This window comes from Pseudomonas sp. PAMC25584, assembly GCF_058135675.1.
In genome coordinates this window covers 3,199,778-3,213,650 of record NZ_CM176870.1, presented here as the reverse complement: position 1 = coordinate 3,213,650, position 13,873 = coordinate 3,199,778, and the positions used below count along the sequence as shown (strand labels likewise).

General features: G+C 62.8%; 11 protein-coding genes and 1 pseudogene. 7 read left to right on the top strand and 5 right to left on the bottom strand.

Annotation, left to right across the window (positions count from 1 at the left end; all coding sequences use genetic code 11):
* The first annotated feature begins 6 nt into the window (after positions 1–6).
* Positions 7–999 (top strand): LacI family DNA-binding transcriptional regulator, encoded by a 993-nt coding sequence (locus ACS5Q8_RS14635; RefSeq protein WP_276193044.1) that lies wholly within the window; start codon positions 7–9, stop codon positions 997–999.
* 16 nt (positions 1,000–1,015) lie between these two features.
* A complete protein-coding gene (xylB, locus tag ACS5Q8_RS14630) occupies positions 1,016–2,476 on the top strand; it encodes a xylulokinase (protein ID WP_276193043.1) in 1,461 nt (486 codons plus the stop codon).
* Between the two features lie 126 nt (positions 2,477–2,602).
* Here the strand turns inward: xylB and ACS5Q8_RS14625 are convergent, their stop codons facing one another.
* The gene (locus tag ACS5Q8_RS14625; protein ID WP_193040203.1) at positions 2,603–3,043 is read right to left on the bottom strand and encodes an Lrp/AsnC family transcriptional regulator; all 441 of its coding nucleotides are present in this window, start codon (positions 3,041–3,043) and stop codon (positions 2,603–2,605) included.
* Between the two features lie 109 nt (positions 3,044–3,152).
* Between ACS5Q8_RS14625 and ACS5Q8_RS14620 the strand changes: the two genes are divergently transcribed.
* Positions 3,153–4,049: a DMT family transporter gene (locus ACS5Q8_RS14620; protein WP_276193042.1), complete on the top strand. Its 897-nt coding sequence runs from the start codon at positions 3,153–3,155 to the stop codon at positions 4,047–4,049.
* Positions 4,050–4,089: 40 nt separating this feature from the next.
* Here the strand turns inward: ACS5Q8_RS14620 and ACS5Q8_RS14615 are convergent, their stop codons facing one another.
* A complete protein-coding gene (locus ACS5Q8_RS14615) occupies positions 4,090–6,078 on the bottom strand; it encodes a peptidase U32 family protein (RefSeq protein WP_276193041.1) in 1,989 nt (662 codons plus the stop codon).
* Between the two features lie 116 nt (positions 6,079–6,194).
* Positions 6,195–6,575 carry a RidA family protein gene (locus tag ACS5Q8_RS14610; RefSeq protein WP_276193040.1) on the bottom strand — a complete coding sequence of 127 codons (381 nt, stop codon included), beginning with the start codon at positions 6,573–6,575 and terminating at the stop codon, positions 6,195–6,197.
* Between the two features lie 203 nt (positions 6,576–6,778).
* On the opposite strand from ACS5Q8_RS14610, the pseudogene ACS5Q8_RS14605 reads away from it, so the two are divergent.
* A pseudogene (locus tag ACS5Q8_RS14605) lies at positions 6,779–7,546 on the top strand (PAS domain-containing protein); the annotation flags it as partial.
* A gap of 93 nt (positions 7,547–7,639) precedes the next feature.
* Positions 7,640–8,134 (top strand): methyl-accepting chemotaxis protein, encoded by a 495-nt coding sequence (locus ACS5Q8_RS14600; RefSeq protein ID WP_465160364.1) that lies wholly within the window; start codon positions 7,640–7,642, stop codon positions 8,132–8,134.
* Positions 8,135–8,154: 20 nt separating this feature from the next.
* Here ACS5Q8_RS14600 and ACS5Q8_RS14595 read toward each other — a convergent pair whose 3' ends face one another.
* On the bottom strand, positions 8,155–9,024 hold the full coding sequence (locus ACS5Q8_RS14595) for an isocitrate lyase/PEP mutase family protein (RefSeq protein ID WP_276193038.1): 870 nt from the start codon (positions 9,022–9,024) through the stop codon (positions 8,155–8,157).
* 280 nt (positions 9,025–9,304) lie between these two features.
* Here ACS5Q8_RS14595 and ACS5Q8_RS14590 point away from each other — a divergent pair, with 280 nt between their 5' ends.
* Positions 9,305–10,219 carry a universal stress protein gene (locus ACS5Q8_RS14590; RefSeq protein ID WP_276193037.1) on the top strand — a complete coding sequence of 305 codons (915 nt, stop codon included), beginning with the start codon at positions 9,305–9,307 and terminating at the stop codon, positions 10,217–10,219.
* Positions 10,220–10,246: 27 nt separating this feature from the next.
* On the opposite strand, the gene ACS5Q8_RS14585 is transcribed toward ACS5Q8_RS14590, so the two are convergent.
* Positions 10,247–11,230 carry a zinc-dependent alcohol dehydrogenase family protein gene (locus ACS5Q8_RS14585; RefSeq protein ID WP_426099808.1) on the bottom strand — a complete coding sequence of 328 codons (984 nt, stop codon included), beginning with the start codon at positions 11,228–11,230 and terminating at the stop codon, positions 10,247–10,249.
* Positions 11,231–11,489: 259 nt separating this feature from the next.
* Here ACS5Q8_RS14585 and ACS5Q8_RS14580 point away from each other — a divergent pair, with 259 nt between their 5' ends.
* Positions 11,490–13,859: a phosphoketolase family protein gene (locus ACS5Q8_RS14580; RefSeq protein ID WP_426099807.1), complete on the top strand. Its 2,370-nt coding sequence runs from the start codon at positions 11,490–11,492 to the stop codon at positions 13,857–13,859.
* Positions 13,860–13,873: the final 14 nt, after the last annotated feature.

Genomic DNA, 13,873 nt, shown 5'->3' with positions numbered 1-13,873 from the left:
AGCGCCGTGGTCACCATGGATGACGTCGCAAGCAGAGCGGGGGTGTCGACGTCAACGGTGTCCCATGTGTTGAACGGCACCCGCAAGGTCAGCCCGGCCACGGTGCAGGCGGTGCAGCGCGCGATCCAGGAACTGGGTTATATCCCCAACACCCTGGCGCGTTCGCTGGCGCGGTCGAGCACCAGCACGATTGGCGTGGCGATCTCGGCGCTGTCCAACCACTACTTCAGCGAAACCGTGCACGCGATCGAAACCGAGTGCGCCAAGCACGGCTACATGATGCTGTTCGTCGATACCCACGATGACCCGGAGCAGGAGCTGCGGGTGGTCACGGCGCTGCATCATCGGCGCGTCGACGGCATTGTGTTGGCGCCCTCGAACGGCTCGCTGGCCCTGGAGTATCTGCGCGCCAGCGAGATTCCGGCGGTGCTGGTGGATCGGATGATGAGTGAGCAATTCGATCAGGTCGGGGTGGCGAATACCCAGCCGACCCAAGCGCTGATCGCCCACCTGATCGCCCATGGGCATCGTCGAATCGGCTTCATCGCCGGGCGCGCGGGGTTCAGCACCACGGATGAACGGGTCGCCGGTTACCGCGCGGCATTGCACACTGCGGGGCTGGCGTTTGATCCGCAGCTGTTGGTCAACGGGGGCTCCAACACCGAGCCGGCACGCCAGGCCACGGTGCAGTTACTCGGCCTGGCAGCGCCGCCGACCGCGATCATGGCCGGCAACAACCTGATGACCCTCGGCGCCATGCAGGCCTTGCGCGATGCGCATATCGAGGTGCCGGCGCAGATGGCGCTGGTGGGCTTCGATGATTTTGATTGGGCGGATTTCTTTGTGCCGCGCCTGACGTTGATCGCCCAGCCGGTCCAGGCGCTCGGCGTTCAGGCGGTCAACCTGTTACTGCAGCGCATGGCTGCGCCCGCCGCCCCGACCCGGAGTGTGCGTCTGGAGCCGACCCTGCAAATACGTAACTCCTGTGGCTGTGATTGATTGGAATGACATGCGGATGAACAGTGCTGTTTCCCTCGGCATCGACCTGGGCACCTCGGAACTCAAAGCCATCCTGATGGACACCCACGGCGCCGTGCTGGCTCAGGCCGGCGTGCGCTTGAGCGTCTCGCGTCGGCACACCGGCTGGTCCGAACAGGCGCCGCAAGACTGGTGGCAAGCCTGTTTGCAGGCGCTGGATGTGTTGCGCGCGCATGAGTCGTTTGCCCGGGTGGCGTGCATCGGCCTGTCCGGGCAAATGCACGGCGCGGTATTGCTGGGGGACGACGACCGCGTGTTGTACCCGGCGATTCTGTGGGACGACTCGCGCGCGGTAGCCCAAGCGGCACAGCTCGGCCCAGGGTTCGCCGACGTCACCGGCAGCTTGCCGATGGCCGGGTTGACCGCGCCGAAACTGCTCTGGCTGCAACAGCATGAGCCCGAGGTGTTCAAGGCCATCGATTGCGTGCTGTCGCCCAAGGATTACCTGCGCCTGCGCTTGAGTGGGGAGCGCATCAGCGAGATGTCCGATGCGGCCGGGACGCTGTGGTTGGACGTGGCCAATCGTCAGTGGTTTAGCCCCATGCTGCGGGCCACCGGCCTGACACCGGAGCAGATGCCCAGGCTGGTGGAGGGCGGTGCGGCGAGTGCTGTTTTGACCGCCAGCGAGCTGGGTTTGTCTGCCGAGGTGGTGATTGCCGGCGGCGGTGGCGATAACCCGGTTGCGGCCGTGGGCATCGGCGCGATCAACGCGGGTGACGGTTTCATCACGCTGGGCACCAGCGCGGCGCTTGTCGCCATCACCGACCATGCGGCGGGCAACCCGGCCACTGCGGTGCATAGCTTCTGCCATGCGCTGCCTGAGCGCTGGTACACCATGGGCGCGATGTTGGCCGGCGCCAGTTGTTTGCGCTGGGTCACGCGCCTGACGGGCATGCCGGATGAACAGGCGCTGTTGGACCAGGTCCAGGCCCAGTTGCCCATCGGCCAAGCGGTGCCGCTGTCCACTCCGTTGTTCCTGCCTTACCTGGCCGGCGAACGCACGCCGCATAACGACCCCTTGTTGCGCGGCGGCTTCATGAACCTGGGCCACGACTGTACCCCGGCGATGCTCGGGTATGCGGTGATGGAAGGCGTGGGCTTTGGCCTGCTGGACGCGTTGCGCGCGGTGCAAGCGAGCGGCGCCGACGTCACCACTTGTGCGCTGGTGGGCGGCGGCGCGCGCAGTGAGTATTGGGCGCAGTTGCTGGCCAACATCCTGCAGCGGGAAATCTTCACGCTGCACGGCAGTGAGCTGAGCGCGTGCATCGGCGCGGCGAAGCTGGGGTTCCTGGCCATCGGCCAGGGCGCGGATTTGCTCGCGGCGGGCATGCCGGTCAAGGCTCGGTATGTGCCGGATGGGGCGCAACAGCCGGTGCTGGAGGCGCGTTATCGCAAGTTTCAGGGGCTGCTGGGCGCGGCCAAGGCCCTGCACGACTGACTTGACCCGGCGCAGGGCTCATGTGGGAGGGGGCTTGCTCCCGATAGCGGTGGTTCAGGCACTCATGCAGTGACTGACACTGCGCTATCGGGGGCAAGCCCCCTCCCACATTGGGTGTGCGCGCATTCAGTCGGTCAGCGGCGGCAGGCGCCGCTTCACCGGGGTTTTCTTGACGATGGCGGTGTTGGTTTCGGCATAGGCATTGAGCCGATCCAGCAGGCTGTCGAGGTGGTCCATGGTGCGTACATGCAGGCGTGCGATGAAGCAGTCCTCACCGGTGACTTTGTCGCATTCGGTGAATTCGGGGATGGCCTGGATCTGCCGTTCCACTTCCTGCAACTGGCCGGGCAGGGGGCGGATGCGCACGATGGCTTGCAGCAGGTAGCCGAAGTGCTTGGGGTCGATGTCGACGGTGTAGTGGGTCAGCACGCCGCGTTCTTCCAGGCGGCGCAGGCGTTCACCGACGCTGGGCGACGACAGCCCGGTGATGCCGGCCAGGGCCTTGAGGGATAGCCGGGAGTCGTCCATCAAAGCGCCGATCAGTTGTTGGTCGATGGTGTCGATCATGGTATTTGCCTAATAAGTAAAGGTGATCCGAGTGTTTGGCCTTTCTTAGTCGCTGTCGCCTGCGTCAGTCAGCTTGCCATAATTGAGCCTCACTTGAGGAGTTTCAATCATGGACACATCCATCCGTCGCGGGTCGTGGGAAATGGTCGCCGCCATGCTGATCTCGGGCACCATTGGCTGGTTTGTCTTGGTGTCGGGCGTATCGGTGCTCGAAGTGGTGTTCTGGCGCTGCGTGATCGGGGCGCTGACGTTATTGCTGGTGTGCGCACTGCTGGGTTACCTGCGCCGGGACTTGCTCAGTTGGGCCGGGCTCGGCTTGGCGATGCTCAGCGGCGTGGCCATCGTCGGCAATTGGTTGCTGTTGTTCGAGTCCTATTCCCGCGCCTCCATCGCGATCAGCACGGCAGTGTACAACGTGCAGCCATTCATGTTGGTGCTGCTGGCGGCGCTGTTCCTTGGTGAAAAGATCAGCGTGCAGAAACTGGCGTGGTTGAGCGTGGCGTTCCTGGGGATGCTGGCGATTGTCAGCGCCCATGGCGATCAGCCAACCGGCGATGGGGATTACCTGGCCGGTATCGCGCTGGCCCTCTGCGCGGCGTTTCTGTATGCGATTGCCGCGCTGATCATCAAACGCTTGAAGGCGGTACCGCCGCATTTGATGGCGCTGATCCAGGTCACGACCGGCGCGTTGTTACTGGCGCCCCTGGTGCCGTGGAACAGTTTGCCGGTGGCACACAATGCCTGGGCGGCCCTGCTGACGCTCGGGGTGGTACACACCGGTTTGATGTATGTGTTGCTGTATGGGGCGATCCAGAAGCTGCCGACGGCCATCACCGGCGCGTTGTCGTTCATCTACCCGATTGCGGCGATCCTGGTCGATTGGATTGCCTTCGGGCATCGCCTGGGCTGGCTGCAATGGCTGGGAGTGGCGGCGATCCTGTTGGCGGCCGCTGGCTTGCAAAGGGGCTGGTGGTGGCGCGCAAAGACCGCGATGCAAGTGGAGTAATTGACCGCGAGCGCGCCATTGCAGCGCGCCCGCGGTTCGATCAATGCGGCGCGCGCGGGATGGTCTTGAGCAGGTCGTCCGGGCTGATGTAGCCGACCACACTGCCTGGCTGCGGCAGACCCAGGATGTGCCCCTTGATCTTGCCGATCACATGCATTTCGCAAGGCTTGCAGTCGAACTTCAAGGTCAGCACTTCATCGCCATGGATCAACTGCATCGGCGCGACCTTGGTCTTCACGCCCGTCACGCCCTTGGCCTGTTTGGGGCAAAGGTTGAACGAGAAGCGCAGACAGTGCTTGGTGATCATCACCGGCACTTCACCGGTTTCTTCGTGGGCTTCGAAGGCCGCGTCGATCAGTTTCACCCCGTGCCGATGGTAGAAGTCGCGGGCCTTTTGGTTATACACGTTGGCCAGGAACGACAGGTGCGCCTCCGGGTACACCGGCGGCGGGTTGGTTTGCGCCTTGCGCCCACCGCGTGGGTGAGCGTGGATGCGGGCCGCCGTCAGGGCTTCGATCACTTCGCGGCGCACGGCCTTGAGCTGCGAGTTGGGGATGAAGAACGCGTGCGGCGCATCCAGTTCGATGGCGGTGGCGTGGTATTCGGTGGTGCCCAGTTGGCCGAGCAAATCGCGCAGGGTGTCCAACGCCTGTTCCGGCTTGTTGGCCACGCCGAACGGGCCGGGCAGGGCGACGCTGGCGCTGATGCCTTCTTCGCTGGTGGCGGTCAGTTCCAGGCGTTCTTCGCGCAGACGGGCGACCCACGACAGGCCGATACGGCGCTCGGCAGAGGTCTTGAGCAGCGCCTGTTGCCAGTTGTGGTCGAGGTTGCGGTTCAACGGGTGGTTCGGCCGCAACTGATGCAGCCCGGCCGGCATTTCGTTGGGCTCGACGCGGTAGCGGTAGCGCTTCTCGCCGTCTTCCTCGAACTCGCCCTTGGCCTCGGCGATATTGGCGCGGAAACCCACCACTTCCCGCTTGACCAGCACATTCAGGCCGTCGCCGTTGGACAGCGGCTCATGGGTGACCACTTGCAGGTCGCGCTTGCCGGCTTTTTCCACCACGCCCACCGGCAGGCCGGTGAAGGTCGGGGTGTCGAAGGCGCCGATGTCGATCTTGCGGTCGCTGACGAAGTAGTCGGTGCTGCCTCGGTGGAAGGTTTTTTCCGGGTCGGGCAGGAAGAAATGCGCAGTCCGGCCGCTGGAGGCGCGGGCGAGGGCCGGGCGGTCTTCGAGGATTTCATCCAGGCGCTGGCGGTAATAGGCAGTGATGTTCTTCACATAGCCCATGTCCTTGTAGCGACCTTCGATCTTGAACGAGCGCACGCCAGCATCGACCAGGTCACGCAGGTTGGCGCTCTGGTTGTTGTCTTTCATCGACAGCAGGTGCTTTTCAAAGGCGACGACGCGGCCTTGATCGTCTTTCAAGGTGTACGGCAGGCGGCACGCCTGGGAGCAGTCGCCCCGGTTGGCGCTGCGGCCGTTCTGCGCGTGGGAGATATTGCACTGCCCGGAGAACGCCACGCACAGGGCGCCGTGGATGAAGAACTCGATGGCGGCGTCGGTCTCATCGGCGATGGCGCGGATTTCCTGCAGGTTCAGCTCACGGGCCAATACCAGCTGGGAGAAGCCGGCCTGGTCGAGAAATTTGGCGCGGCCCAGCGTGCGGATGTCGGTCTGGGTACTGGCGTGCAGCTCGATCGGCGGGATATCCAGCTCCATCACGCCCAGGTCTTGCACGATCAACGCATCGACGCCGGCGTCGTAGAGCTGATGGATCAGCTTGCGCGCGGGTTCCAGTTCGTTGTCATGCAGGATGGTGTTGAGGGTGGTGAAGACGCGGGCGTGGTAGCGCCGGGCGAATTCGACCAACTGCGCGATATCGCTCACCTCGTTACAGGCATTGTGGCGGGCACCGAAGCTTGGGCCGCCGATGTAGATGGCGTCGGCGCCATGCAGGATGGCCTCGCGCGCGATGGCGACATCGCGGGCAGGGCTGAGCAATTCCAGGTGATGCTTGGGCAAGGACATAGTTTTTTTAGTCAGGCTTGTCACGGTCGAAGCGCGCATTGTAGCCGTGAAACGGTTGACCGGCACCTACCGCAGGGCTTGGCCTGCAGGGTGCAAGGCCAGTGGCTGCTGCGGATTCAGGCTTTGGCGGCCATCGCGGTAACTTCCACGCGCATGCCTTCCACCGCCAGGGCCGCCACGCCAACGGCGGCGCGCACCGGCCACGGCTTGGCGAAGAAGCGTGTGTAGACCTCGTTGAACGCTGCGCGGTCGGCCATGTCGGTGAGGTAGATGGTCAGGTGCATCACCCGGTCCATGGAACTGCCGGCGCGTTCAAGGGCGACTTTCAGGGCTTGCAGGGTGCATTCGCTTTGCAGCGTGATGTCGCCCAGTTCCAGGCTGCCATCGCTGCGGGTCGGGATTTGGGTGGAGACCAGGATGCCGTTGAAGCCGATCACGTCGGAGGAAATAGAGTCGGCATCCGGGTCAGGGGTGAAGCACAGGTCGTGGTTGGCCATGAAGGTCTCTTGGCAGGGAAAGGGGTCGCCAATTTAAACACAGGGGGTGCGAGGATCAGTACCCTTTGGCCTTGCAATGCTCGAGGAATGACGAGTATTTGACGTCAAGTAATATTTATTTTTCGTGTATCAAGTCACGTATTTATTGGCCGATAGCGCGGGAGAGCAACCCCCCCGATTCCACGCACGGCTGAGGCTACGTCATGTTCAATCAGGCACTAAAAACAGAACTGGCGGCCAGGAGGGCCGAAGTCACTGAATACCAAGGATTGATTGCCGCGCTCGAACGCTCCATGGCCGTCGTCGAGTTCGACCTGAACGGCAAGGTGTTGCGCGCCAACGACAACTTCATGAAAACCCTGGGTTACAACACGGCTCAATTGGCCGGCAAGACCCACCGTGATTTTTGCCCGCCGGCGCTGACCGGCAGCTCTGCCTATGCCGAATTCTGGCAGGAACTCAGGGCCGGGAAGTTCGTGTCGGGCACATTCAAACGCGTGGACGCCCACGGCAAGATCATCTGGCTGGAGGCCAGTTACAACCCGGTGCTGGATGCGCGCGGCCAGGTCTCGAAAGTGGTCAAGTACGCCCTCGACGTCACGCGCAAAGTCGAACAGGAGGCGGCGACCCGCAGCAAGCTGGCCGCGTTGGACCGTGCGATGGCCGTGATCGAGTTTGACTTGAACGGGCAAGTACTCGACGCCAACGAGAATTTCCTCACGGTCATGGGGTATTCACTGACGGAGCTCAAAGGCAAACATCACCGTATGTTTTGCGAACCGACCCAGGTCAACAGCCCTGAGTACGCTGACTTCTGGCGCCGCTTGAACAATGGTGAATTCTTCACCGGGCAATTCAAGCGCGTCGGCAAGCACGGCCGCGTGGTGTGGTTGGAGGCGAGTTACAACCCGGTGTATGACGGCGACGGCAAGCTGATCAAAATCGTCAAGTTCGCCAGCGACATCAGCGAGCGTGTCGAGAAGTTCGAGGAGGATTCACGCGGAGCCTCCCGCGCTTACCATATTTCCTCGGAAACCGAGCGATTCGCTGAGCACGGCACCCAGGTGATCCACGAAACCGCCAGTGAAATGCGCCGGATTGCCGATAGCATCGGCGCCTCCGCACGGCTGGTGGGGCAGTTGGGCGATCGCTCCGAGCAGATCACCGCCATCGTCAATACCATTCGCGGTATCGCCGACCAGACCAACCTGCTGGCGCTCAACGCTGCTATCGAGGCGGCGCGCGCGGGCGATCAGGGCCGTGGTTTTGCCGTGGTGGCCGATGAGGTCAGGCAACTGGCGGGGCGCACCAGCCGTTCCACCGCAGAGATTGCCGAGATGATCGGCTTGATTCTGTCGGAAACCCGTGACGCGGTAGCCAGCATGAACGCGACCCAGGAAGGCGCGCAACGGGGTGTCAGCCTGGCCGACCAGGCGGGTTCGGTGATCCTGCAAATCCGCACCAGCACCAGCGATGCGGTGCAAGCGGTGAGCATGTTTGCATCAAAGCTGGATGAGTCGGAGGTCGTTCCGAAAGCCGCTGTCGGCTGGGTCGGCTAGGCGCGCGCCCTGGGTCAGTCTCACTCGTCTACATCCATGAACTCTTTGGCCCAGGCCACGTAGCTCTCTGGCAGGGTGTAGGTATGGGTAAGCTCGGTGGCACTGAGGTTCGAGGTGCTGTGGGTGAGCTGGCGCTGGGCGCGAAGGCTGTCGTAGGTGGCCTTGATCGCCGCGAAGTAGGCGCCATGGCCGGCGACCACGATGCGCACGCCCAGGCTTGCCAGGCGCTGGCTGTCATTGAGCTTCGGATTGCCGTAGGTCACCAGCATCAAGGGCACCGTGAGTTTTTCGGCAATCTGCTCAAGGTGCTCGAAGTCGCTGATACCGACCATGCAGATCCCATCGGCGCCGGCTTTTTCATAGGCCAGGGTGCGTTCGATCACGGCCTCGGTCGGCAACACCGCTGCGTTAGTCCGGGCGATGATCGACAGTTCGGGGTCGACGCGCGCCTCAAGGGCTGCCCTGACCTTGCCGATGCCTTCCTCGATGGAGATCAGATCGGTCGATTTACGCCCGAATTGTGCCGGCAGCAGGGTGTCTTCAATCGTCAGGGCCGCCACGCCAGCGCGCTCAAGCTCCTCGACGGTGCGCATGACATTCAGGGCATTGCCATAGCCGTGGTCGGCATCCGCAATAAACGGCAACTGCGCGACGCGGCCGATCCGGGTGGCCTGTTCAACGAACTCACTCAAGGTGATCAACGCAAAATCGGGTGCCGCCAGTACCTGCAGCGAAGCGACCGAGCCCCCCAGGATGCCGACCTCGAAACCCAAGTCAGCGGCGATACGCGCAGACATCGGGTCGAACACAGAGGCTGTCTCAACGCACAGTGGCGCAGCAAGCAATTCACGGAAATTACGACGCAGAGCTGAGTGGGACACTTTTGGCATGATCTTTCCTGGTTCTGGCGATTGTCGACTGATGATCAATGCCTATTCATAGTCGTAGGAGATTACCACGCCGCCAAACCCAGGATTATGACGTTTCAGAATGGGGTATGCCCACGGCACATACTGTGGGGCGGGCGTCTTGGGCGGTGGCCCTGGCTTGAAGGTTGATGAAAATCAACTTTTGCGGCCTCCACTGATAAAGATCAAGTAGCCGCCGACCCGGAACGCTCAATCTGAAGACCTATCCACCGAATCAGTTGGCCGCGTGCCGAGGTGCCCCATGTTGCAGACTCAGCGTTTACTGTTGATTGCCCCTTCGTCCATGACCCGTACACCGGCGTTCGATCGTGCCGCCGCCCTGGCGCGCGCGATGCAGCTGCCGCTGCATATCGTGGCGTTCGACTATTTGCAGGCCCTGGCGATCGCCGGGCTGTTCGCGCCCGAACAGATCAACCGGGCGCGGGAAGCGTACCTGGACACTCATCGCCACTGGCTCACCGAGCAGGCCGACGTGATGCGCCAGCACGGGGTCGAGGTCACCAGCGAGGTGGTGTGGGTGCATCATCCTTATGAGGAAATCCTGCATTTCGTCAACGAGATGTCGCTGGCCCTGATCATCAAGGATGCCGAGGAAGAGCCCGCCTTGAAACGGGTGTTCTTCACGCCGCTGGATTGGCAACTGCTGCGCGACTGCCCGGTGCCGGTGCATCTGGTCACCGACGCGCGCCACCCGCTGCCACGCAAGGTGCTGGCGATTGTCGATGTGTTGCGCAGTGAGGACCAGGACCAGATCTTCAACGACCAGATTGTCGAAGCGGCGGTCAAGCTGGCTGAGCAATGCCAGGCACAGCTCGAGTTGCTGCATGTGTACGACTGGGCTGCTGTGTATGCCAAAGACATGGGCTTCGGCGCGGTGCCCCTGGCCGCCGGGCTCTATGAGGCGCTGAATGAAGCCCAGCATGAGGCATTTGCCGCGCTGGCGGAGCGCCAGGGAATTCCCGTCGAACATCGGCACTTTATTGAGGGCACGCCGCTCTTCAATATTTGCGACTTCGCCCGCGATCACCAGAGCGACATCATGGTCATGGGCACCGTGCAGCACTGGGGCTTGAACAAGCTGTTGGGCACTACCGCTGAAAGTCTGCTGCACCACGCGCCGTGCAGCCTGTGGGCGATTAAGCCGACGCGCAGCTGACAACCCCTCGCGTTGAGCCCGGGCAGGCTACGGGGTCAGCACGATTGCACCGTTAAATTGCCCTGTGCGTAGGTATGCCAACGCCTGATTCGCATCCTCCAGGGCGAAGCGGGTGACGTCGCAGTGGACAGGCGTCTGCTGCAAGGTTTGAAAAAACGCCGTACCGTCCTGCCGCGTCAAGTTAGCGACTGAACGGACGCTGCGCTCGCCCCATAGCAAGCGGTAGGGGAAGGCCGGAATGTCGCTCATGTGAATACCCGCGCAAATCACACAACCGCCCTTGACGGTCGCAGCCAGCGCCAGCGGTACAAGCGCTCCGACGGGGGCGAATATCAGGCTGGCATCCAGCAGGTGCGGGGGCGGCTGGTCCGAAGGCCCGGCCCACACGGCGCCCAATGAGCGCGCATAGGCCTGGCCTTCACTGTCACCCGGGCGGGTGAACGCGTACACCTGTTGGCCCCGGCCCAGCGCGACCTGAATCGCCAGATGGGCGGCCGCACCGAAGCCGTAAAGCCCCAGGTGGGGAGCGTCTGCGGCCATTTGCAAGGCGCGAAAACCGATCAGGCCGGCACACAGCAGGGGCGCGGCTTGAACGTCTGACAGCCTGTCGGGAATCGGCAGGCAAAAGCGTGCGTCCGCCACCGTGTATTCAGCGTAGCCGCCGTCCAGATTGCACCCGGTGAACTGCGCCCGGTCGCAGAGGTTTTCCCGGCCTGATCGACAGAAAGCGCACTCGCCGCAGGTCCAGCCGAGCCACGGCACCCCCACGCGGCGGCCGATCCAATGGGCGTCGACAGCGGCGCCCACGGCCGTCACTTCACCGACGATTTCATGGCCCGGCACCCGTGGCAGTTGCGCTTGCGGCAACTCACCGTCCACCAGGTGCAGGTCGGTGCGGCACACGCCACAGGCCAGGACTTTGATCAACAGCTGCCCGGCGCCGGGTGTCGGGACCGGGCGCTCCTCAAGTTGCAGTGGCTGGCCGGGGGTGTGCAGAACCATCGCACGCATAACAAATCTCCAGGTGTTCGAGCGGTGATGCCAGGTCGACCGACGGTTTCAGGCCCAGGCTCGTGACGTTGCGGCCGAGTGAGTAATAGACGAACGAAGAACATGCGCCTCCCGCACCTTCGCGCGGTATCCCTGACCCAGCGTTCTAATTGAGCTTAAGCGTCGGCCTGAAGACTTGATGTACATCAAGCCTCGCGCATTTGAGGCACCCAGAATCGACGAAGGATAATCCACTGGTCGAACCTTGGCGGAGGGACGTATGAGCGATTTTTTGAGTGCAGAGGCGCTGGACGGCTTGGATGCGTATTGGCGGGCGTCCAATTACCTGGCGGTCGGGCAGATCTACCTCAAGAGCAACCCGTTGTTACAGGCACCCCTGACCGTGGCGCACATCAAGCCGCGCTTGTTGGGGCATTGGGGCACGACGCCGGGGCTTAATCTGCTCTATACGCACCTCAATCGGCTGATCAACCAGTACGACTTGAACATGCTCTTCGTCGCCGGCCCCGGTCACGGCGGCCCGGCGGTGGTCGCGCAGACTTACCTGGAAGGCACCTACACCGAGTGTTATCCCTCGGTGGAGCGCAATACCAATGGCCTATTGCGGCTGTTTCGGCAGTTTTCCTGGCCTTACGGGATTTCCAGCCACGTCTCGGCCCAGATCCCAGGGTCGATCCATGAAGGCGGCGAACTGGGTTACTGCCTGGCCCACGCCTATGGCGCGGTATTCGATAACCCGGACCTGATCGTCGCCTGCGTGATCGGCGACGGCGAAGCCGAAACCGGCCCGCTGGCCGCCAGCTGGCACTCCAATAAATTCATCAACCCCGCGCGCGACGGGGCGGTGCTGCCGATCCTGCACCTCAACGGCTACAAGATCGCCAACCCCACGGTGCTCTCCAGGATCAGCGAAGATGAGCTGTCAGCCCTGTTGTATGGGTATGGCTACGATCCGTACTTCGTCGAAGGCGATGACCCGGCGCAGGTGCATCAGGCGCTTGCCCGTACCCTTCACACCATGCTGCTGAAAATTCGCGAGATTCAGCAGGCGGCGCGCCAGCCCCGGCGCTCCGAGGCGCCGGAGCGCCAGTTGTGGCCGGTGCTGGTATTGCGCACGCCCAAAGGCTGGACCGGGCCAAAGTTTGTCGATGGCTGTCGGGTCGAAGGCACCTGGCGCGCCCATCAAGTGCCGCTGGCGAACTTTCAGGCGCCGGGGCATGTGCAGCAGTTGGAGGAATGGCTGAACAGCTACCGCCCCGACGAACTGTTCGATGCCGACGGCGCCTTGCTCCCGGAAATCGCTGCGCTGGCGCCCACCGGACACCGCCGAATGAGCGCCAACCCCCACGCCAATGGCGGGCTGTTATTGCGCATGCTCGACTTGCCACGCTTTGCCGACTACGCGGTAGCACTGCCGGCCCCTGGTTGCCAGCGCGCCGAGGCGACTCGGGCACTGGGGAGTTTTTTGCGCGACGTGATGAAAAACGCGCGGGGCGCCAGCAACTTCCGCCTGTTCGGCCCGGATGAAACCGCCTCCAATCGCCTGGACGCCGTGTATGAGGTCACCGCCAAGGCGTGGATGGACCCATTGGAGGCCGACGACCTGAACCTGGCCGCGGATGGTCGGGTCATGGAGATCCTCAGCGAGCACGTCTGTGAGGGCTGGCTTGAAGGCTATCTGCTCACCGGGCGCCATGGCCTGCTGTCGTGTTATGAAGCGTTCATCCATATCGTCGATTCGATGGTCAACCAGCATGCCAAATGGTTGAAAACCGCCGCCAGCGTGCCCTGGCGCAAGCCGGTGGCTTCGCTCAACCTGCTGCTGACGTCCCATGTCTGGCGCCAGGACCACAACGGGTTCTCTCATCAAGACCCAGGCTTCATCGACCTGGTGGCGAACAAGAAGTCCGACGTGGCGCGTATCTACCTGCCGCCGGACGCCAACTGCCTGCTGTCGGTGGCGGATCACTGCCTGCGCAGCCGCAATTACATCAATGTCATCGTGGTGGGCAAGCAGCCGGAGTGGCAGTGGCTGAATATCGACGCGGCCGTGCAGCATTGCCTGGCGGGCATCGGCCGCTGGGACTGGGCCTGCCGTGATGATCAGGACCCGGACGTGGTCATGGCCTGTGCCGGCGACGTGCCGACCCTGGAAACCCTGGCCGCCGTGACGTTGCTGCGCGAGTACGTACCGGATCTACGGGTCAGGGTGATCAACGTGGTGGACCTGATGGTGCTGCAGTCGTCATCGCAGCATCCCCATGGGCTAGCGGATGCGGCCTTCGATGGGTTGTTCACCACCGACAAACCGGTGATTTTTGCCTTCCACGGTTACCCTGCACTGGTGCATCGGCTGCTGTACAAACGCACCAATCATGACAATTTCCATGTGCGTGGCTTCATGGAGGAGGGCGCCACCACCACCCCGTTCGATATGGCGGTGATCAACAACCTGGATCGCTACCGCTTGGCATTGGACGTCATCGAGCGTGTACCTCGGCTGTGCGAACAGCGCCACATTGCACAGGCGCGGTACTGGTCGATGATGGAGAAACACAAGCTGTACCTGATCGAACATGGTGAAGACCTGCCCGAGGTACTTAACTGGCAATGGACACCGGCCACCTAGGGGCTGATGGACGG